This is a genomic window from Porphyromonas pogonae, from assembly GCF_036320655.1.
GTDB lineage: Bacteria > Bacteroidota > Bacteroidia > Bacteroidales > Porphyromonadaceae > Porphyromonas > Porphyromonas pogonae.
In genome coordinates this window covers 510,320-533,384 of record NZ_CP143258.1, presented here as the reverse complement: position 1 = coordinate 533,384, position 23,065 = coordinate 510,320, and the positions used below count along the sequence as shown (strand labels likewise).

The 23,065-nt window shown below is 44.7% G+C and carries 21 protein-coding genes; 4 read left to right on the top strand and 17 right to left on the bottom strand.

Annotated features, from left to right (window positions below):
* Window positions 1–37: 37 nt before the first annotated feature.
* The 8 genes from VYJ22_RS02150 to rfbC all read right to left on the bottom strand — a co-directional run bounded on the left by VYJ22_RS02150 (window position 38) and on the right by rfbC (window position 9,604).
* Window positions 38–823: a YaaA family protein gene (locus VYJ22_RS02150; protein ID WP_329904775.1), complete on the bottom strand. Its 786-nt coding sequence runs from the start codon at window positions 821–823 to the stop codon at window positions 38–40.
* Window positions 824–1,014: 191 nt separating this feature from the next.
* Complete coding sequence (locus VYJ22_RS02145) at window positions 1,015–2,211, bottom strand: tetratricopeptide repeat protein (protein WP_329904773.1); 1,197 nt, start codon at window positions 2,209–2,211, stop codon at window positions 1,015–1,017.
* A gap of 35 nt (window positions 2,212–2,246) precedes the next feature.
* On the bottom strand, window positions 2,247–4,829 hold the full coding sequence (gyrA, locus tag VYJ22_RS02140) for a DNA gyrase subunit A (protein WP_329904772.1): 2,583 nt from the start codon (window positions 4,827–4,829) through the stop codon (window positions 2,247–2,249).
* A gap of 777 nt (window positions 4,830–5,606) precedes the next feature.
* A complete protein-coding gene (locus tag VYJ22_RS02135; RefSeq protein ID WP_329904771.1) occupies window positions 5,607–6,068 on the bottom strand; it encodes an HU family DNA-binding protein in 462 nt (153 codons plus the stop codon).
* 443 nt (window positions 6,069–6,511) lie between these two features.
* Window positions 6,512–7,831: a UDP-glucose dehydrogenase family protein gene (locus VYJ22_RS02130; RefSeq protein WP_329904769.1), complete on the bottom strand. Its 1,320-nt coding sequence runs from the start codon at window positions 7,829–7,831 to the stop codon at window positions 6,512–6,514.
* Window positions 7,832–7,871: 40 nt separating this feature from the next.
* On the bottom strand, window positions 7,872–8,264 hold the full coding sequence (locus tag VYJ22_RS02125) for an HIT family protein (protein WP_329904767.1): 393 nt from the start codon (window positions 8,262–8,264) through the stop codon (window positions 7,872–7,874).
* 73 nt (window positions 8,265–8,337) lie between these two features.
* Window positions 8,338–8,808: a transcription elongation factor GreA gene (gene greA, locus VYJ22_RS02120; RefSeq protein ID WP_329904765.1), complete on the bottom strand. Its 471-nt coding sequence runs from the start codon at window positions 8,806–8,808 to the stop codon at window positions 8,338–8,340.
* A 232-nt stretch (window positions 8,809–9,040) separates the two neighbouring features.
* Window positions 9,041–9,604 (bottom strand): dTDP-4-dehydrorhamnose 3,5-epimerase, encoded by a 564-nt coding sequence (gene rfbC, locus VYJ22_RS02115; RefSeq protein ID WP_329904763.1) that lies wholly within the window; start codon window positions 9,602–9,604, stop codon window positions 9,041–9,043.
* Between the two features lie 239 nt (window positions 9,605–9,843).
* Here rfbC and VYJ22_RS02110 point away from each other — a divergent pair, with 239 nt between their 5' ends.
* On the top strand, window positions 9,844–11,007 hold the full coding sequence (locus VYJ22_RS02110; RefSeq protein ID WP_329904761.1) for a universal stress protein: 1,164 nt from the start codon (window positions 9,844–9,846) through the stop codon (window positions 11,005–11,007).
* A 4-nt stretch (window positions 11,008–11,011) separates the two neighbouring features.
* On the opposite strand, the gene VYJ22_RS02105 is transcribed toward VYJ22_RS02110, so the two are convergent.
* The 5 genes from VYJ22_RS02105 to VYJ22_RS02085 form a co-directional block, all read right to left on the bottom strand.
* On the bottom strand, window positions 11,012–11,182 hold the full coding sequence (locus VYJ22_RS02105; RefSeq protein ID WP_329904759.1) for a hypothetical protein: 171 nt from the start codon (window positions 11,180–11,182) through the stop codon (window positions 11,012–11,014).
* A 243-nt stretch (window positions 11,183–11,425) separates the two neighbouring features.
* Complete coding sequence (locus tag VYJ22_RS02100; RefSeq protein ID WP_329904758.1) at window positions 11,426–12,622, bottom strand: acetate/propionate family kinase; 1,197 nt, start codon at window positions 12,620–12,622, stop codon at window positions 11,426–11,428.
* A 13-nt stretch (window positions 12,623–12,635) separates the two neighbouring features.
* Window positions 12,636–13,640 (bottom strand): phosphate acetyltransferase, encoded by a 1,005-nt coding sequence (gene pta / locus VYJ22_RS02095; RefSeq protein WP_329904756.1) that lies wholly within the window; start codon window positions 13,638–13,640, stop codon window positions 12,636–12,638.
* Window positions 13,641–13,691: 51 nt separating this feature from the next.
* Window positions 13,692–15,260: a YifB family Mg chelatase-like AAA ATPase gene (locus VYJ22_RS02090; protein WP_329904755.1), complete on the bottom strand. Its 1,569-nt coding sequence runs from the start codon at window positions 15,258–15,260 to the stop codon at window positions 13,692–13,694.
* Between the two features lie 69 nt (window positions 15,261–15,329).
* Complete coding sequence (locus VYJ22_RS02085) at window positions 15,330–16,064, bottom strand: hypothetical protein (RefSeq protein WP_329904754.1); 735 nt, start codon at window positions 16,062–16,064, stop codon at window positions 15,330–15,332.
* A 224-nt stretch (window positions 16,065–16,288) separates the two neighbouring features.
* Between VYJ22_RS02085 and VYJ22_RS02080 the strand changes: the two genes are divergently transcribed.
* The 3 genes from VYJ22_RS02080 to VYJ22_RS02070 are packed head-to-tail and all read left to right on the top strand — an operon-like array spanning window position 16,289 to window position 18,347.
* Window positions 16,289–17,683: an alpha/beta hydrolase family protein gene (locus VYJ22_RS02080; protein ID WP_329904752.1), complete on the top strand. Its 1,395-nt coding sequence runs from the start codon at window positions 16,289–16,291 to the stop codon at window positions 17,681–17,683.
* Between the two features lie 58 nt (window positions 17,684–17,741).
* Entirely contained in the window at window positions 17,742–18,146 is a 405-nt protein-coding gene (locus VYJ22_RS02075; RefSeq protein WP_329904751.1) for a putative signal transducing protein, read from the top strand.
* Between the two features lie 9 nt (window positions 18,147–18,155).
* Window positions 18,156–18,347: a hypothetical protein gene (locus VYJ22_RS02070; RefSeq protein WP_329904750.1), complete on the top strand. Its 192-nt coding sequence runs from the start codon at window positions 18,156–18,158 to the stop codon at window positions 18,345–18,347.
* A 22-nt stretch (window positions 18,348–18,369) separates the two neighbouring features.
* Here VYJ22_RS02070 and VYJ22_RS02065 read toward each other — a convergent pair whose 3' ends face one another.
* The 4 genes from VYJ22_RS02065 to VYJ22_RS02050 form a co-directional block, all read right to left on the bottom strand.
* Window positions 18,370–19,020: an O-methyltransferase gene (locus VYJ22_RS02065; protein ID WP_329904749.1), complete on the bottom strand. Its 651-nt coding sequence runs from the start codon at window positions 19,018–19,020 to the stop codon at window positions 18,370–18,372.
* 1,367 nt (window positions 19,021–20,387) lie between these two features.
* On the bottom strand, window positions 20,388–21,110 hold the full coding sequence (pepE, locus tag VYJ22_RS02060; protein WP_329904748.1) for a dipeptidase PepE: 723 nt from the start codon (window positions 21,108–21,110) through the stop codon (window positions 20,388–20,390).
* 273 nt (window positions 21,111–21,383) lie between these two features.
* Window positions 21,384–21,959: a thiol peroxidase gene (gene tpx, locus VYJ22_RS02055; RefSeq protein WP_407989189.1), complete on the bottom strand. Its 576-nt coding sequence runs from the start codon at window positions 21,957–21,959 to the stop codon at window positions 21,384–21,386.
* 106 nt (window positions 21,960–22,065) lie between these two features.
* Window positions 22,066–23,004, bottom strand: a complete 939-nt coding sequence (locus VYJ22_RS02050) for a hypothetical protein (RefSeq protein WP_329904747.1) — start codon at window positions 23,002–23,004, stop codon at window positions 22,066–22,068.
* Window positions 23,005–23,065: the final 61 nt, after the last annotated feature.

Here is a 23,065-nt window from a genome sequence, read left to right as displayed (position 1 = left end):
GAATATGACCTCTAAAGATCACATAGATGAGCACGAGCTATTCCGAGAGGATATAGATCCACTCATCTGCAGACGTGCGTGCGCCGGAGTCCCCGTCACTATATACGAAACCGTTGGGGCTAAACCCTTTGAGCTGTTCAGGGTCGGTAATACGATGCTGCAATATATGTCGAGCCATGAGGCCTCGAGCCATTTTGGTATAGATCACTATTTGTTTGAGTTTACCGCCTGCCTGTGGTACCATAAACAACGGCGTGATGACACGCACTGATTTTTCCACCCTGTTCCAATCAAACAATTGCTTCATCTCCTCACTTGCCAAATAACACAACACGCCACCCGCCCGCTGTATCTCGGCAATAAAGATATCCGTCATAAGCGGTCTCCAATAATCAAATACCTTACCACTCACCGGCACAGGTAGCTCCACATTTCCCTCCATTCGATACGGCACTATACCATCAGCCGGCGCAAGCATACCGTAGGCAAAGGAGGTGATACGCAAGTGGTCAGCAGCATATGACCAAGTATCAGAAGAAAACGTAGCAGCATCAAGCTTCTTGAATACCATACCTGAGTACAGCAATGCCGCAGGAGCACAAGGCTCGGATGGGTTGAGAAACGACTGCCAATGCAAATACGCCTTGCCGGCTATCTTACTGTTGACCTCCATACTCCTCGCTATATCATCAGGCTTCAGCCCCGAAGCGGCTAGGGCTATCTTGCGGGCATACTCCCGGTAGCGTGGCATAGTCATCTCTACGGGGCTTTTGATCTTGGCAGGATCGGCAAATGTTTTGGCGGGGGATATAAGAACTATCATGAACTTTTATTTAAATGTAAATATCGGATTTTCGGCAAAGCACCGTGAGCCTAATGAGCACAGAACTCACTGAATCAGCTTGGTTCCTTACGGACAATACCGGGAATCCGTAAGGCAAGATACAAAAATTCCCGATGCCGCTAAGCATCGGGAATCTTCCGTATAAGTATCAAGCTTCTGCCTCTGTGGCATTACTTGTTGGCATCCATTATTTCTTTCTGCTTGTCGTTCATACCCAGGTTGTAGTACACATTACCTAAGATGTAGTAAGTTTCTTTGGGCATAGTCTTGTATGCTTTTTCGAGCATGGGGAGAGCCTTTTGGAACCATTCCTTAGCTTTAGCTTCGGTGGCCGGATCCATCTTCTCTCCTGATTTCAGAGTTACACCTTCATTATAGTATGTTCTTCCCAGGTCAAAATAGCCTTCTGCATATTCAGGATCAGCATCGATAGACTTCTGGAAAAACTCAGCAGCCTTCTTGTAATCCTCTTTTTGCTCATACAATTTACCCATTACGTCATAAAGCTGTGCGTTCTTGGGATCTTGAGCGATAGCATTGTTTAGGAATTCGATCGCCTTGTCATACTCTTTGTTTTGTATGAAAGAGTTAGTCATGTTCAGCGTATAGTATGATTCTTTTGGGAAAATCTTCATACCCTCTTCCAGTACCTTTCTGTAAGATACGCTATCACCTTTCTTGAGGTAAGAGTCGGCAAGCAACTGATAGATCTCGTTTTTCTGATAGTCCAAATCCTTTGCAGCGTTTGCGATACTGATAGCCTTGTCATAGTTTTTGCTCTGATAAGCCGAAACAGCTCCGTAGAAACCTGCTATCATAGCATTAGAGTCCACAGCAGTCATAGTATTGTCTTCAGCAAACATAGGCAACTTCTTGATGGCAAGGAACTGATCGAAAGCTTCTGTAGCCTTGTCATATTTCTTCTCGTTCATGAAGTGTGCACCGGCGTTGATCAGGTGTAAGTGATCGCTCTTGAGATCCTTCATGATGTCCTTCTCATACTTAGGCTTTACTTTACCTTTATCGTTGGGTACACGATCCAGAGAATCCGCAGTTTTGTAGAATGGGAATACTCTCAACAGAGAGCTATACATCCTGGTCTTATCACCTTGGCCGTTGGGCATCATGTCTTTGATAAGTTCTTTTTCAAACTCCTGGTTTTCCACCAACCCTGAAACATACCAAGTATAAGGATCAGCTTTAGTCTCGGCATTCTCACGTGCTGACTTAATTAAGCCACGAGCTTCCTCGAAATTAGGCTTGTCCGACTTTGCAATTTTCTCGGCTGCCTTTACATTCGCTTTTTGTGCGAAAGCACCTGTAGAGAATACCATACAGAGTGCTGTTGCATAAAATAACTTTTTCATTGTTCAGTCTTGTTAATTAGTTTGTTTTATCAAATTTAAATATCTTCAGCATCGGAATCAAATAAATCAGTAGGGACATCTTTTTCTATAACATCCGACTGCTCTTCATTATTATCCTGCATTTTCTCTTTTATTTCTTCTTGAGCTTCTTCCTCAATCTCGTCTTCCGATATCACACGGCATACAGAGGCGATCTCATCGCTACGTTTGTCCAGATTGATGAGCCTTACGCCCTGAGTGGCACGGCCTATCACATTGATATCTCTTACTTTGACACGTATAGCTACACCACTCTTGTTGATGATCATGAGGTCAAAGTCGTCCGTTACCGAGCGTATGTCTACCAGCTTACCCGTTTTATCGGTAATATTCAGCGTTTTCACGCCCTTACCGCCACGGTTGGTTATTCTGTAATCCTCGATATTGGAGCGCTTACCAAATCCCTTCTCGCTCACCACCAAGATAGTTTCCTCTTCCGGGTACTTGATGGATATCATACCTATCACTTCGTCTATACCATCATTGTCCAGGGTCATACCCTTTACACCCATGGCAGTACGACCGGTGGGGCGTATGGCAGACTCATGGAAGCGTATGGCACGTCCGTTCTTGTTGGCTACCACGATCTGGCTATTACCATTGGTCATGCGTACACTCACCAGGTTGTCGTCCTCGGCAAGGTTGATGGCTATCACACCATTGGCACGAGGTCTTGAATAAGCCTCGAGAAGTGTTTTCTTGATAATGCCTCGCTTGGTACAGAACATGAGATAGTGAGAGTTTACAAACTCGGTGTCGGTGGTAAGGTTCTTGACACGTATAAAGGCATTGATACGGTCACCGGACTCGATGTTGAGCAGGTTTTGTATGGCACGTCCTTTGGAGTTTTTGCTTCCCTCAGGGATCTCATACACCTTGAGCCAGTAGCAACGTCCCATAGCGGTAAACAGCATCATGGTAGCGTGCATGGAGGCCGGGTAAATATACTCTACAAAGTCTTCGTCTCTGGAGTCAGCACCCTTGGAGCCTACACCGCCACGTCCCTGTGTATGGAACTCCGACAGCGGAGTACGCTTGATGTATCCCAGGTGTGATATGGTGATGATCATTTCATCATCGGCATAGAAGTCTTCGGGGTTGAACTCCTCCGAAGCATATACAATTTCACTGCGACGCTCATCGCCGTATTTTTCTTTGATGGCTACGAGCTCTTGCTTCACTACGTTCATACGCAGCACTTTGTCGCCAAGCAACTCTTCGAGGTATTTGATGGAGTTCATCAGCTCGTCAAACTCAGCCCTGAGCTTGTCTCTCTCAAGACCGGTAAGAGCCCTGAGACGCATGTCCACAATGGCACGAGCCTGTATCTCGGTGAGATGGAAACGCTCTATGAGTCGCTCCTGAGCTATCTGAGCATTCTGTGATCCTCTGATGATGTTGATCACTTCGTCTATATTATCAACAGCAATAAGCAACCCCTCGAGGATGTGAGCACGCTCCTGCGCTTTGCGTAGCTCGTACTCGCAGCGACGTGTCACCACATCATGGCGGTGATCTATAAATTCGCGTATGAGGTCTTTGAGGTTTAGCAGCTGGGGGCGTCCATTGACCAAAGCGATGTTATTGACAGAGAATGAGCTCTGCAACGGGGTCATCTTGTACAATTTGTTGAGTACCACAGATGCATTGGCGTCTTTCTTGACGTCTATCACTACTCTGATACCCTTGCGGTTCGACTCATCGGAGATATTCGATATACCGTCGATCTTCTTGTCGGATATCAGCTGTGCTATACCACCTACAAGCTCGGCCTTATTTACTTGGTACGGTATCTCTGACACGATGATACGCTCATGGTTGTTGTATTGCTCTATCTCGGCACGGCTTCTGATCACTACCCTGCCTCGCCCAGTATGGAAGGCATCCCTTACACCTGCGTATCCGTATATAAACCCTCCTGTGGGAAAGTCGGGAGCCTTGATATGCTGCATGAGACCTTCTATATCGATCTCACCCTCGGATTCTATATACGCCACACACCCGTCTATACACTCGGAGAGGTTGTGGGGAGGCATATTGGTAGCCATACCTACAGCGATACCCGCAGCGCCATTGATAAGCAAGTTGGGTATGCGTGTGGGAAGCACCGTGGGCTCGAGTATAGTATCGTCGAAGTTGTTTTGAAAATCCACAGTCTCCTTGTCGATATCCTTCAGCATCTCACCTGCTATCTCGCTGAGACGAGCCTCGGTATAACGCATAGCTGCCGGTGAGTCACCGTCTATGGACCCGAAGTTACCTTGTCCCTGCACCAGCGGGTAGCGCAAGCTCCATGGCTGTGCCAGACGCACTATGGTCATGTATACTGAAGAGTCGCCATGAGGGTGGTATTTAGCGATAACCTCACCTACTGCCTTGGCAGACTTCTTGGTGGGATTGGTAAAGGTGTTACCCATATCATTCATCGCATACAACACACGGCGGTGTACGGGTTTGAATCCATCACGAACATCAGGCAGAGCACGAGACACGATTACGGACATTGAATAGTCAATGTACGCTGTCTTCATCTCGTCCTCAATGTTGATGTCTATAATTCTGTCTTCTTGATCGATCATTTTATTTTTGAAACGCTTTTAGGTCTAACTACGTTTAAGCCACTAAGGTAACATTTTTTTATGATTTTTTTGCTTTTTATCATGATCCAATTGCTAACAAACCTACAGATTTCGGCATTTTACAGCGTAAAAAAAGGACAAAAGTGCAGGCAGCGCTCTTTTTCATATTCCGGCATAGTTTTTCCCTGCTATCCGGACACATCCATCAGACAAATTCATTGCCCGAAATGGGCTGCCCAAAGATGGAAAGAACTCATGTAAAAGGGGCAAAAAGGACCGACCAGACCTATCTTTTTGACAGCAAAAACAAGTAAGGAAAGGTGCAATTCACCCATAACAGACTGAAACAAGCCCATACTAAAGCACAATTGTAGCAAAAGGAAAGCCCCAAATGAGAAAAAAATCAAATTTACATGCATCCTATGTTCATGATTCGAACTTATTTGGAAAAGAAAAGACCAAACGAAGAGTTATGGAGCGGGGAGTAACTTCGATTCCCGACAATGAGTGTATCATAACTAAAACAGCTTTGTGTCTTAGTTAAAGCACCAAAACGTTTTAACTGTAATACAAGCGTGTCTTAACTAAAGCACGGCTGTGTTTTAACTAAAGCAGGAAAGTATTTTAGCTAATACATAGAGGACGTTGAGCCATAACATAGATACATTTGTCTGGTAAAAGAGGAAAAAGAAAACGGCTCCGAAAGCCATATTCGCCTTCGGAGCCGTGGTGAGAGTGTATGTGTATGTTGTTAATTAGGGGAGATTCGAGTCGGTTTTACAACCCTGACCCGGGATTATTACCGGGATTACCGGGATCCGGGTTATGATCACCGGGCTTCTTTGTCTTGAAGTTTTTGGGGTCTTCCACTGCCAAGGTGATATCTTTTGCCCACATGCGCATCTCCTTGTTTTGCCTGAGTACTACTCTGGGTTTCTTAATCTTTCGGGCATCCACATCGTCGGCTTTCTCCACAAATTGCGAACGGAAACTGACGCTAAATATGCCCAAATCACCCAGATTGATACGCTTACCGCTCATAAGTTCACGCTTCATCACATAGCTGAGTCTGTGCAGAGTAGCCTCCACATCCGCAGCAGTAAGGCTGCATGAGTCTGCAATGTCGTTGGCGATGGTGCGTAGAGATAGGGTTTGGGTAGGTGCGGGCTTGGCGTAATACACCGTTTTTCCTTTGAGCTTGCCCACAAGAGCTTTTCTTTTTTCTACAGTAAATAACATAATAAATAAATGATTATAAAGTGAATAAATAAATGATTATAAAGTGAATAAATAAATAGGATGTCGACGTGAAATAAAAGCGTCGACAATGCAAATATACAACCTCAAACACCCCTTTGTCAAGACCTTGTACGTTAAAAAAACCAAAATCTATATAATTGACTAACAGCAAGTAAACTAATATTTCTAAGGAAGTAACGTGTTTCTATAGTGCACCATCTTACATCTCTGTAACCATTGTGCTCACCACTACTCCACAACTCCACCCAGACACTTCATAGACCAATGGAGAAATGGACACTTATATCTGTAAGAAACAGCCTAATAGGCCTATCAGTATAGATGATGAAGAGTACATCAACACAGGGTATACAAAACAGCAAAAGCTCCTTACTCCATATAGGAAATAAAAAGCTTTTGCTTAGGACTAAGAGGTGGGGACTCTACACTCCCACACCTATGCCCAGACAGGTGATGCCGTACTGCTCCAACGAATTGTCGAAGACATTGCGTCCATCGATCACCAACGGTGTACGCATAGATTTCTTGATCACTCCCCATGATGGCATGCGGAATTGTTTCCATTCTGTGACATGGAAAATAACATCGGCATCAAGGGCTGCATCATAGATATCATCGGCATAGCGTACTTTGTCTCCTATGCGTCGCTTGCCTTCGTCCATGGCTACCGGATCATACACTGCTACTTCACAACCTGCTTGGAGGAGATCCTCAATAAGTTCCATGGCGGGAGCTTCACGCATATCATCAGTGCCGGGCTTGAAGGCAAGCCCCCATACCGCTGCTTTTTTACCGTGGAGATTTCCTTGGAAATGATTGTGAAACTTATTGAAAAGAATCTTCTTTTGGTCATGATTGACCTCTTCTACAGCTTCAAGCACTCTCATGCTATATCCATTGAGCCGAGCTGTATGAATGAGAGCTTTGACATCTTTCGGGAAGCATGATCCTCCGTATCCACAGCCGGGATAAAGAAACTTGTTGCCTATACGGGTATCGGAGCCTATACCTTGCCGCACCATATTGACATCGGCTCCCACGAGTTCACACAGGTTGGCCACATCGTTCATAAAGCTGATGCGGGTAGCTAGCATGGCATTGGCAGCATATTTGGTCATCTCGGCAGAGGGGATATCCATAAACAATACTCTAAAGTTATTGAGCTGGATAGGCTTGTACAGATTGGTCATGAGCTCACGGGCACGCTCGGACTCTATGCCCACTACTACACGGTCGGGTTTCATGAAGTCGTTGATAGCATTGCCCTCTTTGAGGAACTCGGGATTGGAAGCCACATCAAATTCAAGATCTGTACGGCCGCGAGCATAGAGCTCCTCTTGGATAGCTTGCTTGACAAGCCGTGAGGTACCCACGGGTACTGTGCTCTTGGTAACGACGAGACAATACTTTTCGAGACTGCGGCCGATGGTATGGGCTACGTCGAGTACATAGCGCAAATCTGCCGATCCGTCTTCATCAGGAGGCGTACCTACAGCACTAAACACGATTTCCACATGGGGCAACACCTCACTGATGGATGTGCTGAAGTGTAGCTGACCGGCTTCCATGCCATGACGCACCAAGGTATCGAGACCCGGCTCATAGATGGGGATGATACCGCTCTTGAGTTTCTCTATTTTATCTTCGTCTACGTCCACGCAGTATACGGTGGCACCCAGCTCTGCAAAGCATGCAGCACTCACGAGCCCGACGTATCCGATGCCTATGATAGCAATATTCATAAGAAGGGGGAAGTGTTGTTTATAGTTTATGGCAAATATATTATACCTGCTCTCTGATGCGATCTCCTATCCTTGCGAGTTCGTCACGGGTATAAGACAGCCTTGGTTTCTTGAAGTCCAAATCGCCCTCTTGCTCTATGGGTACGAGGTGGATGTGGGCGTGCGGTACTTCAAGCCCTATCACGGCTACTGCTACGCGCTTGCACTCAATAGCCTTTTGGATACCTTTGGCTACTTTCTTGGCAAAGATCATGAGTTCTCCCAAGGTTTCGTCATCAAGGTCAAAGATATAGTCGACTTCTTTCTTGGGGACAACCAGGGTGTGTCCCGGAGCAATGGGCTCTATATCAAGAAAGGCATAGAACTTATCAGACTCGGCTATGCGGTGTGAGGGTATCTCACCTGCTATTATTTTACTGAAAATACTTGACATGGCTTATGTGTTTTTATGAAGAGGATATGGCACTCTACCGAAAAAAGAGTCCGTACCCGTTTGTTTGGGGAAGTTATAGCGCAATATCTATAATCTCAAACGTAACTACGCCTGAAGGCACTGTGATCTCTACCACATCTCCCACTTTTTTCCCCATAAGTCCCTTGGCAATGGGAGTGTTTACGGAGATTTTGTTTTCTTTCAAGTTTGCCTCAGAGTCTGATACCAGGGTGTAAGTCATCTGCGTACCGTTTTTGGTGTTTTTGATGGTTACCTTGTTGAGTATCTGTACACTGTCAGTGCCCACCTGCGACTCATCTATGATGCGGGCGTTGGCAATAACACCTTTGAGCTGCGATATTTTGGCTTCAAGTATACCTTGTGCCTCTTTGGCAGCATCGTATTCGGCGTTTTCCGATAAATCCCCTTTGTCACGTGCTTCGGCAATCTGCCGTGAGATCTCCGGTCTTTGCACGGATTCCAGTTCGTTGATTTCGGCCAAGACTTTCTCGTAGCCTTCCTTGGTCATATAAGAATATCCCATATAGTTAGTTATTAATTTATTTTCCTAATGTTCATTAAAATAAAAAGAATCCCGAACTACTGCTCCGCTTGAATATCGGGAGCAATTATCTCGGAATCCTATTTTCGGGATGCAATATAAGCATTTTTATGAAATAAACATTCACAGCATGGCGATAGGATTTATTGCATCGTAATGAATAATAGCCTTTAAGCTGATAATACCCGTGTACAAAGCCGCAGGGTGGGTGTATCTACAATACGGGCTCGGGGCAAAACTCTCTGAAAGGAATGCCCTTGAGGTCTTTGTCGGAAAGTTTAAACTCTGGCTTGCTCACCCCGTAACCCTCCCAGTCTATAGCCAGGTCCTCATCGTCGTAGCGCACTGAGCATTCGCTTTGTGGGGAGTAAGCATTGTCTACTTTGTACTGCGCTATGGCTGTATCGGAAGTGACAAGGAATCCGTGCGCAAACCCGCGAGGGACAAAGAGCTGATGCTTATTCTCAGCAGAAAGCACGGTAACAAACGTTTGTCCATAAGTGGGGGATCCTGCACGCAGATCTACTACCACATCCACAAAAGAGCCAGAAACGCAACGTATCAGTTTGGCTTGGCTATGAGTACCGCGCTGAAGATGCAATCCTCTGAGTACTCCTCGTGTGGAGAATGATTCGTTTTCCTGTACAAAGTTGATCGTGCCGATATTCTGCTCAAACTGTTCTTTGAGGAAGAACTCCATAAAATATCCGCGGTGATCTCCCATGACTTTGGGGATGATGAGATAAACTCCGCTGAGCGAAGTTGTACGAAATTCCATAATATTACTTGTGTTTGTCCGATTCAAAGTTAAGCCTTTTTGACGTATCTACCACAATGATTGCGACCGTAGCTTAAACACGGAAGCAAAATGAACTAATATTTTGAGGCTATTGTTTATATTAAAAAGGAATAAATGATCATAGGTGCTCCCCTTTTGAGCTAGTTTCCCGCTTGCATCAAGAGCATGATAATCACGGCTTGATTTTTTAAATTGAAACACATTTAACTTTACATATTATGGAAGAGAATAAACTTGTAACAGTGGCGATTCACACTTACGAAAAAGCCGAAATACTTAAAACTATACTCGAGAGCGAAGGCATAGAAGTATTCCTGACGAACATCAATCAGTTGCAACCAATGGTGTCTGCAGGAGTAAGAGTACGTATCAGCGAGAAGGATCTGCCCAAAGCCCTCAACATCATTGAGAACATGCACTGGAACGAACAACTGGAAGAAGACGCACAAACACCCGAAACAGACTATGACAAAGAGGAAGATGAGAAAGACAACAACTTTGTACTTATCCCCATCGACTTCAGTGACTACACCCTCCGTATTTGTAAGATAGGAATCAACTATGCTGCCCGAAGGGGACTGAATGTGGTGTTGATACATGCTTATTACACGCCTTTTATCCCCAGCCCCATGATGATAGAAGACATTACTGCCGTGCAACTCTCTACGGAACTCAACCTGAAGGAAGAAATGAAACAGGTGATGAGCGATATGGAAAAGCTGAAAAGAGATCTCAATGACCTCATGGCGCAAGGCACAATACCTCAAGTCAACTTCAAGACTCTGCTGAGAGACGGCACACCCGAAGATGTGATCTTGGGCTATGCCAAACGCCACAGACCGGTAGTGATTGTGATGGGAACCCGAGGCAAAGGCAAGAAAGACAGTGACCTCATCGGTAGTGTAGCGGCAGAGGTGATAGACTCCAGCAAAGTACCCGTACTTGTGGTGCCGGAAGGAACACCTTTCGATGATCTTGCTAAAGTAAAAGAAGTGGCCGTAGCAACGAGCATGAAGCAAAATGACCTGCTGCTCTTTGAAAGCTTCATCAAATTACTGGGACATCACAATCCTAAATTCCATATCTTCAACATATCACTCGGTGAGGGCAAAGAGTGGAACCAAATACAGCTCGAAGCAATCAAAGATTATCACCTCAGACACTACCCCACACGGGAGATTGAAGTGAACCAATTAGAACAAGGTGATTTTGGAGAGGCGTTGGAGAAGTTTATCAATCGCGAACATATTGATCTTATCGTGGTCAATACTTATGAGCGTGGATTCTTTGCCAAGCTGTTTAACCCCAGTATGGCTCGCAGGATGCTCTATCACTCAGGTACACCGATGCTGGTGATGCGCAATAAACCTGACAACAAATAGACATTTAGAATACCGGATAGATGAGCCGGTAACCAAAAACAGAGACAGGCACGGAGCATAGCATCTGTGCCTGTTTCTTTATGCAAAATAGGGTGTAAGCTACGGCTATACTATAACGAGACCGTTGCATAGCAGGCAAATTGCTTCGTTGCTTGCGAGATTCGCGCTTGGTCATTTACCTGAAGTAAACTCCCTGTGCACTCACTCTTAGCGCCTTGCACTTTACCTTCTCTGCCCGGTCAAAGTGTCTTTTGTCGGCTTTGCCTCCAAAATCCACAAGACTGTTGACTTTTGCAACAGTCTCATAACCGGATTCAATATAAATTGAGCAAGGGGGAAACAGAGCAAGGGCTCTCAACCTGAACAATACAAGCAGAGAGCCCTCACAATTATATGTATAGAATATAATGGTTATTTATCAACTAAGGATATCCATAGTATCTTTGGCTATCATATATTCTTCATCAGTAGGCACCACCATAATTTTGACACGACTATCCGCTGCACTGATAACAGCATCTTTACCTCTAAGCTCGGTATTTACAGACTTGTCGACCTTGATGCCCATAAACTCAAGCCCTTCGCATACGATCTCACGGGTAGTCCACTGGTTTTCACCCACACCGCCGGTAAAAATGATCAGATCTACGCCACCCATAGCAGCAGCATATGCTCCAATATACTTTTTGATACGGTAGTTATACATTTCCATAGAGAGCATTGCACGCTTGTTACCGCCATTGATAGCCTCTTCGATTTCACGCATATCGGACGAAACTCCGCTTACACCCATCACTCCACTTTGCTTATTAACCAAGTCTGACAGGCCTTTGCCATCAAGCTCTTCCTTATCAGCGATAAAAGCAAGAGCACCCGGATCTACATCACCACAGCGGGTACCCATCATGAGTCCTTCAGTAGGAGTAAATCCCATGGAGCAGTCAATACTCTTACCATTGACAATGGCAGTCATGGAGGCACCATTACCAATGTGAGCAGTGATGATCTTACAGTTCTTGTAGTCGAGCCCAGCAAGTTCGGCGCCTTTCTTGCTCACATATCTATGGCTAGTGCCATGGAAGCCATAGCGGCGTACTCCATATTTCTCGTACATCTCGTAAGGCAAGGCATACATGTAGGCATAGTCCGGCATCGTCTGGTGGAAAGCGGTATCGAACACTCCTACCTGACGAATGTTGGGGAGCAACTTCATTATCGCTTCTATACCCATCAGGTTAGGGCCATTGTGCAACGGAGCCAGATCGATACACTCGCGCAACTTCTCAATCACTTCCTGATTGATAGCTACACTCTCACTGAACTTGTTTCCTCCATGAACTAATCTGTGTCCTACGGCTTCTATCTCGTCAAAAGATTTGATACAACCGTACTTTTCACTCATCAGCGTTGAGAGTATAAATTCGACAGCTACAGTGTGATCCGGCATATCTTTTTCAAGCTGCACTTTCTCACCATTAGGCATCTTAAACTTCAAAAAAGAACCGGGAAGGCCGAGTTTCTCTACTCCGCCCTGAGCTAAAACATCACCTTGGGGCATGTCGATCAACATATATTTGACTGACGAGCTACCACAGTTTAGTACTAAAACTTTCATATCTATATGTTTTTTATTTCGATGCGATTGCTTGATTGGCAGTAATAGCCACCATCTTATAAATATCCTCCACCGAGCATCCGCGACTCAAGTCATTTACAGGAGCTGCCATACCTTGAAGTATTGGGCCCACAGCTTCAGCATGACCGAGACGTTGCACCAGTTTATAGCATATATTTCCTACTTCCAGAGAGGGGAATACCAGTACATTGGCTTTACCAGCCACAAAACTGTCTGGAGCTTTGAGAGCCGCCACATTGGGGATGATTGCCGCATCTGCCTGCAACTCCCCGTCGATCTGCATATCGGGAGCCATTTCTTTGGCTATACGTGTAGCCTCCACTACCTTGTCCACCATCTCGTGCTGAGCACTACCTTTGGTAGAGAAGCTAAGCATGGCAATACGTGGTTCCATAGCAGCAATAGCACGAGCCGACTTTCCTGTAGAAACAGCTATCTGAGCCAATTGCTCTGCTGTAGGATTGGGCAATACTGCGCAGTCGGCAAACATGAGCAGACCATTCTGCCCAAAATATTTATCCTGAAGGAACATCAGGAAGGTACCGCTTACACAGCTAATACCCGGCATAGTCTTGATGATCTGAAGTGCGGGGCGTAGTACATCACCCGTAGCATTCTGAGCACCGGCGATCTCTCCGTCGGCATCTCCATTCTTGATCATAAGACATCCCAAATACAACGGGTCTTCTACCAATACAGCAGCTTTCTCGGGAGTAAGCCCCTTGGCCTGTCTCAGCTTGAGTAGCAGCTCCTTGTATTCTTCTTTCTTTTCGTGGTTTTTAGGATCAAGCAGTGTGGCTTCAGCAACATGGCTGAGCTTAAGTTCATCTGCTTTCGCTTTTATTTGATCAGGATTACCTATCAGTATAAGATGGGCTACCTTATCTCTCAAAAGCATATCGGCCGCACGGAGCGTACGCTCCTCAAGACCTTCCGGCAAAACGATTCTCTGTAGATTCTCTTTTGCCCTTGCAATAATGTTTTGAATTAGATCCATGGTCTTATTACCTGTTTAATTTGTTAAGTGAACATTACAATTTCTGCAAAGTTAATCAATCCTAATTGATTTATTGATAGATTGAGTGCCCCAACTCTCACGGTCGAGACTTCTATAATTAATAGCTTCGCCGATATGTTCGGCTCTGATCTCCTTCGAGCCTTCGAGATCAGCTATTGTGCGAGACACCTTAAGTATTCTGTCATAAGCCCTTGCAGACAAATCAAATCGTTCCATGGCCAACTTAAGGCGGTGTAAACCATTGGCATCCGGCCTTGCAAATTCTTGCATCATCTTCGGTGTCATTTGCGCATTAGAATGAATTTCCGGGTAATTTTCAAATCTTTTATTCTGTATCTCCCTGGCCTTCATCACACGAGCACGTATCTCCGTGCTGCTTTCGGCTTCGACGGGATCAGACAGCTTGTCAAAAGGCACCGGCACAATCTCTACCTGTATATCTATTCTGTCCAAAAGCGGACCCGATATCTTACCCAGATATTTCTGTACTTGTTGAGGTGAGCATTGGCAAGGGCGTGACGGATGATTGTAATACCCGCATGGACAAGGGTTCATGGCAGCCACCAGCATAAAACCTGCGGGATAATCCACGGTAAATTTGGCTCTTGCCACAGTTACTTTGCGCTCTTCCAGCGGTTGCCTCATCACTTCCAGCACGTTTCTGTTAAACTCGGCAAGCTCGTCAAGGAACAGCACCCCGTTATGTGCCAAGCTGATCTCGCCCGGCTGCGGGAATGAGCCTCCACCTACCAGAGCAGCCGGTGATATGGAGTGATGCGGTGCTCTAAAAGGCCTTGAGGTAAGTAGTGTGGATCGGCTTCCCATCTTGCCCGCTACAGAGTATATCTTAGTCGTCTCCAAAGATTCGCTCAGAGTAAAAGGGGGTAATATGCCCGGCATACGTTTTGCCATCATACTCTTACCACTCCCCGGCGCACCTATCAATATAATATTGTGTCCGCCGGCGGCAGCCACTTCGATAGCTCTTTTCACATTATCTTGTCCCTTCACCTCCGAGAAGTCATAGTCAAAGATATCTTGTTGCTTATAAAACTCTTTTCTGGTATCTATTATTACCTGCTCTATCTCCTTTTTGCCACAGAGAAACTCTATGACCTGCGCCAGTGATTCAGCTCCGTATACTTTGAGGTTATTCACCACAGCAGCTTCGCCTGCATTCTGCTTCGGCAATATCAGCCCTTCGAAACCCTCCACCCTCGCCTGTATGGCTATAGGCAGTGCTCCTTTGACCGGTTTGAGAGAGCCGTCTAGCGAAAGCTCTCCCATGATCATATACTTACCGAGATTATCATCCGGGATTATCTCGTTCGAGGCCAAAATTCCTATAGCAAGAGGCAAGTCGTAGGCCGTGCCCTCCTTCTTGATATGTGCAGGGCTCATATTGATGACAATGTGTGTGCCGGGAAAACGAAATCCGCTCGATTCTATAGCCGACACTATACGATCATGACTCTCTTTTACAGCCGCATCCGGTAGTCCCACCAGCTGGAAGTATACACCGGGCGTGCTATGCACTTCTATGGTTACAGTGGTTGCATATATGCTTTGCAAAGCAGCAGCATAAGTTTTTACCAACATAAATTATACGGTACAGATTTATTTATTATTGAGGTTAACAAGATTAATTAAGAGTAATTAGCAGAGCCTTTATCTTTTCACTTTCCCCAGGCTGTCTATCATGATCACTTGAGTTTCTTTGTATACCCCGTAAGCATCTCTGGCTCGGCTCACAATCCCCAGGCTATCCGAGATCACCGTACCTTTGAGCTTATTGCTCTTGGCTATGTTTTTGGCCTCGGCATCCGTAGGGGTCAGGATCAGGTACACTCTGTTTATAGTATCGGGCTGAGTGGGTACCTTATCGATCAGTTTAGCCATCGCCGAGCTATCCGAAGCTTGAGGGGTAATAAAGAGCAAAGCTGTAGTCTTCTCTTTATAAATAGAAGGCAGAGAGAAAAACTTACCGTACACATCGGGTCCCGATATGGTAGCAAGCCTCTGTTCATATCCTGCATCCAGGTTGATCTGATTCACCTTATATTTCAGAGAGTCTATCGGGGCAGCCCCCCACTGTGCATTACGTAAGTAGTACGACTGCAACCTCACACCGCCATCTATATATACAATAGCACGATTGTATAGCGTGGTATCAGGGTTTATTTCAAATTTATCACTAGCCGAATGAGATATAAATTTATTAAACGTCTGCGCCTTCTCTCCATACAGCAGTAGCCACACGGTGGAGTCTCTGGCGGGCTGTCCCTGCACAGTAAAAGTAAACTTAGGCATATCATCCGATGTTGTACTATTTTTCTTCTTACATCCGGGCAGTATGGTTATCACACTCAGCAGTAATATGATGATTGGGAAGGTATGCTTCATAGAATGAATGATTTTTGCAAGATTAATTATGTTCTCAACTTACACAAATATAAATAATTCCATCGATTATATCTTGTTTTATCATTTAAAATGAATCAACAGCCTTCTTATTGCCAAACGGGCTATCATGGTGAGTCACGGATAAAAGAATTGACATTACAAGAACACGGACTACTCTTTTCATTATATTTGTATCTATAGTTGTTTAAATTACATATCCTGCTATGAAGAAAATAACCTTTGCTCTTTTTCTTATTTTCACCGGTCATATGCTCTGTCATGCACAAAATTACGCAGGCAGTTGGAAAGGAACACTTTCTTTCCCCGGCGGATCTCTCAAGATCGTGTACCATGTGGCGGAAGATGGCGACAGGTACAAAGCCACCATGGACAGTCCGGATCAGATGGTAATGGGATTACCGGTAAGGAGGGTATATGCAAAAGCCGATTCCATCACATTTGACATGAAAGAGATCGGGATGGAATTCAAAGGAGTGCTTTCGGGCAAAGATAAGATCAGCGGCAAGTTTTATCAAAACGGAGCTGCTTTCCCTCTGGAACTATCACGAAACGGAGGTAGCGCCTATGACAGACCGCAGACTCCCGCTAAGCCGTATCCTTACCAAGAACGAGAAATCAGAGTAAAAGGGAAAGATGAAATAGTTTCCTTGGCAGGCACTCTTACATTCCCCTCCGGAGATAAAGCCAAGCACTATCCCACCGTCATACTTATAACAGGTAGCGGCCCTCAAGATAGGAACGAAGAGATCTTCGGGCATAAACCTTTTCTGGTTATTGCTGATTCCCTCACGCGAGCCGGCTATGCAGTATACCGCTACGATGATAGAGGCACGGGACAAAGTTCGGGTAAATATGCAAGTGCTACTATCGAGGATTTTGCGACAGATGCCGAGGCTGTCTTCGACTATATTAAGACACTCCCGGAAGTTGACAACAAGGAGGTCTTTCTCATGGGACACAGTGAAGGTGCACTCATTGCAGCCATGGTTGCAGCCAAGAACAAGGACATTGCAGGAGTAATATCTATGAGTGGGCCGGTAGTGAGCATCAAGAAACTGCTACTGGAACAGACATCTAAAATATCATCGCTTATGGGTGTTTCCGAAGATAAAATAGCACACACCTCTAAGCTAAACATGGCATTGTATGATCTGATTTCGGACAAGACATTGCCCAGCGACAGCCTATACCCCAAGATAGTCAGGATATCCTCAACCTATTTGGGTGACGAGCTCAAGTTTTTGCCTGATGACCGGCAAAAAGAACTTTACAGAAAGATAGAAGCCGAGGTAAACTCCCCATGGATTAGGAGCATTATAGATCTGGATCCGGCCACTTATTTCACACAGCTCCGTTGCCCCGTCATAGGTCTTTACGGCTCCAAAGATGCGCAGGTATTACCCGGCAATGCCCAAAAGCTGCAAGAGGTGTGTCCTCACGCCCGAGTGAGGGTTTTCGACGGCCTCAATCACTTGCTGCAACCGGCCGACAAGGGATTACCGCAGGAATATGTCTCTATCCCCATCACCATCAGTAGTGATGCGCTACGCTGGTTGGTACAGCAGCTCAAAGCTATTACTCCCCCTGAGAAGAAGTAATGCATCACGTGGGGCCTTCAACTCACATTCAATTTTTAACAATCAAAGAACTTTCACAATGAAAAATAATCAAGAAGAACAGATAGTACTGCTGGCAAGCTATCAAAGTATAGAAGAGGCGCAAGATATACAGCGCATTCTGGAAAGAGCAGGTATAGAGACCTTCTTAGCCAATGTAAATACGAATCAGTTGATGGGAGGGCTGGTAGACGTAGGCGGTGTCAGGATAGAAATTGCAGAAAGCAATGTAAATGAAGCTCTCAAGGTACTGCACGATGAAGGCATCGTACTCCCAGACGAAACAGACTCGGAAATAGGCAAAATCGCCAACTTTGCCGACAAACTCCCTCTGATGAAAGGGCAACCACTGGAGCGTAAGTTATGGTTTATTATAGCTATGATGGTAATACTGCTGGGTATTTTGGCCGCTATAGCCTATTTTACAGGACTCACCTCGAAATAAGATCGGACAATGGCTTACAAAAGACCCCTCACCAACTCACAGATAGCTTGCATCATCCTGTTATGGCTTGTGATCACCGTCTATATCCTGAGCCGAGCTATACTCAACGGCATCACCATCATCACCTTGGCTATGGCTACATTCATTGTATTTTACCCCATTGTCAAGAGCATACGACAGCGCCGAAACGACAAACGCTAGAGTATGCAAGCTCCCCCTCTCCTTACTCTGATACTTTGTAGATGAGCGATAGTCCGTCGCGCAAAGGTAGTATCAGGTTTTCCACCCGCTTGTCGGCCTGCACAAGGTCGTTGAAAGCGAGTATGGAACACGTTTGTGTGTCAGTGGGTAAGGGATCTTCCACCACTTTTCCATCCCACAGGGTATTATCAGCGAGTATCACCCCTCCTACGGGCAGATACTGCATCACCAAGTGGTAGTAATCGATATACTCCCGCTTGTTGGCATCCATATAAACGAGGTCTATCTTGTATTGCCTCATTACTTGCGGTATGATCTCCATGGCATCTCCGAGGTGTAGCGTTACCTTGTTGCCCCATGGCGAAAGCTGCAGATACTTTCGGATAAAATCCTCCATCTCATCATCCACCTCTATGGTATGTATAGATCCGTCAGGAGTCTCCATACCCTCTGCCATACACAGGGCTGCATATCCCGTATAAGTACCTATCTCCATGATATGATGGGGCTTCAGCATGCGCACAATCATTTTCAACAGTCGGCCCTGAAGATGTCCCGATATCATTCGGGGACGCATAAGTCTTACATGCGCGTCTCTATCCAAGGCACGTAGTACATCTCCTTCATCATCAGTATGTGTAAGTATATATTGTTCAATCCTTTTGTAATCCATATTGCTTTGCAGATGTGATAATACTATTGCGAATTTACGAAAAGCAAACGGGATTATAATCAGTGAGTTTACGAAGCAATACACAGCCTGTACACACGTTATTGAATAGTTATTGAATACTTATTCACAATTTATCCACGGATTTTCAATATCCGAGGTAGTAATTATAGACAGTTGTAAACATATTGTTGATAACTTTTCTGAGCCGGCTATCTATGCTATATCAGTGGAAGTTATGCCGAAATGATGATTACTTATAGAACACTCTGTAATCTCCCCAACGAATAGCATAATACAACATCAAGCATCACACAATGCCCACAATCTATTTTAGGCTATAATTTTGACAAAATGTCAAAAAGGATGGATTTTAGAGACAAAACAGTGATGTTCTTAACACTCTATAAATCTCACAACTAAATAAATATAGAAACAGCAGAAGAAGCCTCGAAAACTTCACTTCTTAGTTACAATTTCAGGCTTATTTGTACAAAGTCTAAATAAGAAATTACTTTTTTAATAGAAGATTTCAGGGATTTTAGAGGCTAAATAAAGAGGCAAGCTCTGTTTCTCGCCGATATAGAATATCTGCAAGATGTATACCCTATATTATTCGAATATTTGTTTTGATGGCTTAGTTAGCAAAAGTTATCCACAGGGAGTGAATTCTATTATGATAAGTCTCTTGACTTATCATAATAGGTCGATGATCTGTATACATAAAGCAATGGTCCGTATACGATAAGTCAGCCGACCTATTAGGATAAGTCAGCCATCCGTATATAGCAGATTCGGCGACATATTATATCAGGTTAGGAAAAGAAGATGCAGATGTAAAGTCACGCCAAGAAGCAATGCAGCAAAAGTGACTTGGTTGCGAAGTAAAGACAGGATTGTCCTATAGGTTTGTTACTTCAGGAGGTTAATATGGTGTGTGAGGGACAATATATCATAGTCGCAATGAGACCAAAAGGATGTATTCACACTCCTCCTTAAGCCCAGCGAAAGCCCTACTCATGCTGGAAATATCATCAGTCATATTGCCCATATGTGCCCCCTGTATAAATTGATTATTTATGTGTAGTTTGTAGCCTTTGCGTGATGTGTATAGCCATGATGTATGCATGCCCAAAGATACAACATCATGCCCCCTTTGTCAAGCCCCCAAGAGAGAGGAGAAAGGAGTGTAAACATAAAACTCCAACCCCCAGCAAAAAACTGACAAAATGTAAGCTATCACCTCATACCCCAACGGGAAAACGATGCTGAGTACAATGCACAAAACAAAAGAAGTAGAGAGGGCATACTAATGTATCCCCAGCTCTCTACTCCCAGTCGTAAGATCTGTGCTATCGCCCCTGACTTTATCACCTTAGACGGATACCCAGCAGGGTATGCGGCAATACGGACGGCGCGACCTCCACCGGTTCATCTCCGTAATGAAATACGCGCGCATCGAGCTCTCCTTTGAGTTCATATTCGTTACCCTCGACACGTAGCATAGTATTCTCACGCAGGCCAATCACGTATTTGTCAGGATTGGCAACCAGATATTCATTGATCCTCTGCTCACGCGTCTCTCCTCCATGATTGGTAGGATGAGCATCGAGATAGTGAGGATTGATTTGGAAATCAATGAGGTTGAATGCCCCAAAATCCAATGGCTGTACAATGGGCATATCATTGGTAGTACAGATGGTAGGACAAGCAACATTGGCTCCTGCACTCCATCCGAGGTAAGGTACGCCGGCAGACAATACTCGCTCACGCACAGCAGGTATGATACCCAACTCCTGCATCATCGATAGTAAGCGGAAGGTATTGCCACCGCCCACCATGATAGCCTCAGCTTCCATGACAGCCTTGAGGGGTTGGGCTTCATGATGTATCCCATAAGCAACATGTCCCGTATCTTTGAGGGCATTATTGACCTTGGTTACATACTCATCAAAGCCATATGTTACAGCGGCAAAGGGTATAAAAAGTATTTTTTTAGGGGTATTACCCAAGAAATCATGGATAAAAGGTGTGGCATAGCCCAGGTAAGGTTGCCCCGGCTTGGCAGAGTTACTGATCAAAAGGAGTCTCATAGTTTTCTTTTTTATAGGGTGTTAATATCATGTGCTTGAGAGAGGTAAGCGGTAATGGCATACTACGCCGGCGTTTTATATCCCAAACGCTTGATCTTGGCGAAGCATCAGAGAGCATCATGCTGAATGAGTGTAATGAGGTTGTGAATGTATTGACACTTTTACAGCATATCATACCTTCGTTCCACATTCTACAAAAATAAAAAAGATGTGCCACATAGGGCACATCCTGATGAGCATAAATAGGAGCAGAGTCCTATAAACGTGATGATTTTACTTCAACACTTTGAGTGCTGCATCGTAGTTGGGTTCTTTGGAAATCTCTTTCACAAGTTCTGTGTAGAGCACTTTACCGTCGGTATCAATGACAATGACTGCACGAGCCAACAAGCCTTTGAGAGGACCATCGGCAATAAGCAGACCGTAACGTGTGCCGAAATCAGAACGGAAATCCGAGAGCGTATGTACATTTTTGATACCTTCAGCTCCGCAAAAGCGCTTCATGGCAAAAGGCAAATCTTTGGATACACACAAGACTACAGCATCTTTGATATCCGCTGCTTTCTGGTTGAAAGCCCTTACAGAAGCAGAACATGTACGTGTATCCACACTGGGAAACACATTGAGGATTATCTTCTTGCCTTTGAAGTCAGCAGCAGTAACATCCTTCAACTCCGTATCACAAAGAGTGGCTTCAGGGGCGGTATCGCCCACTTTGGGCATCATGCCCACGGTATGTATGGGCATCCCACCCATGGTCACTACCTCACCTTTTGTTTGCTGAGCAAAAACAACTGAGGGAACAAGCAGCAATATAGCTGCAAAGAATAATTTCAAATTTCGGTTCATATACGTATAAAAGTTTCGATTCTTAAACAAAACCTTGCCAACAGTCCTTTTGTTGTGCATCTATAAACTAAAACAATGATTTTCCTGCTGAGAAATCAAAAAATCTTTATTTACTTATAATCACTGTGGCTGTACGCACGGGGAAAGCACTGATATCACTAACCTCTATGACATTTTCTTCATCATTCATGAAGCGATAAGTAAATTTATGCTCGAGTCGCTCGCCATTGTCCTTGTAAATAATAACCCTTTCGGGCAAATATCGAGGCTCTACCCCCATGGCTCCGCACATATCAGTGGGCATACCAAAGACCGTGGGCTCTACCATATAATTGAAGAATGAGCATAAAACCCAGAAGATACCGGGATTGCGAAATGTACCGGGATAACTAAACTCATAGTGTACTTTGCCATTGTAATTACTCTTGATAACGGCACTATCTCCGGTACACTCCTGATCGGCATAGACAATGAGGTCATTGTGCCACACCATGTGGATATTGGAAGAAGATTTATTCTCTACTTTTTTACCTCCCGCATTTGTAAATACAGCAGTGCTATTGATAATATAGCGTGACAGAAAGTTGTCTTTGAATGTAGCAGAAGCATCTGTGACAATCTCACCCTTGACATCATTATCCGTAAAAGATGTTTTCACATGAGCTTTGGAGAGGAGTGCGTTTTCACCCAAAGTTGAGGTGTATGAGGATTCAAATCCTTTGAGTGGATTGGTGAGCACGGCTGTTTTGTCTGTAATCTTATTGAGCATGATCACAGAGTCCTTATCAATAAGACGCTTGATAGAGTCGAGCTTACTATCTTGATTGTAATAAAAGTAAAACTCAAGCGGCTTATTGATATTATTCGTATTGAAGCTGATACGGGTAAGCCTCATGGTATGTACAAAGCCTTTGTTTACAATCTGCTTATACTCCGGGATCTTATTATTGATAGGACCATCGTCTGTGTTGCACGAGCTGAAAAAAGCTATGAAAACAGAAATCAGGCATAGGGCGAAGGCGTGCTTTGTGTATTTATTATTCATAAGAGGGTCTCCTTTAAAGCGTAGTAATTTCCCCGAAGTTCGTCATTTTTGATGAAATTAC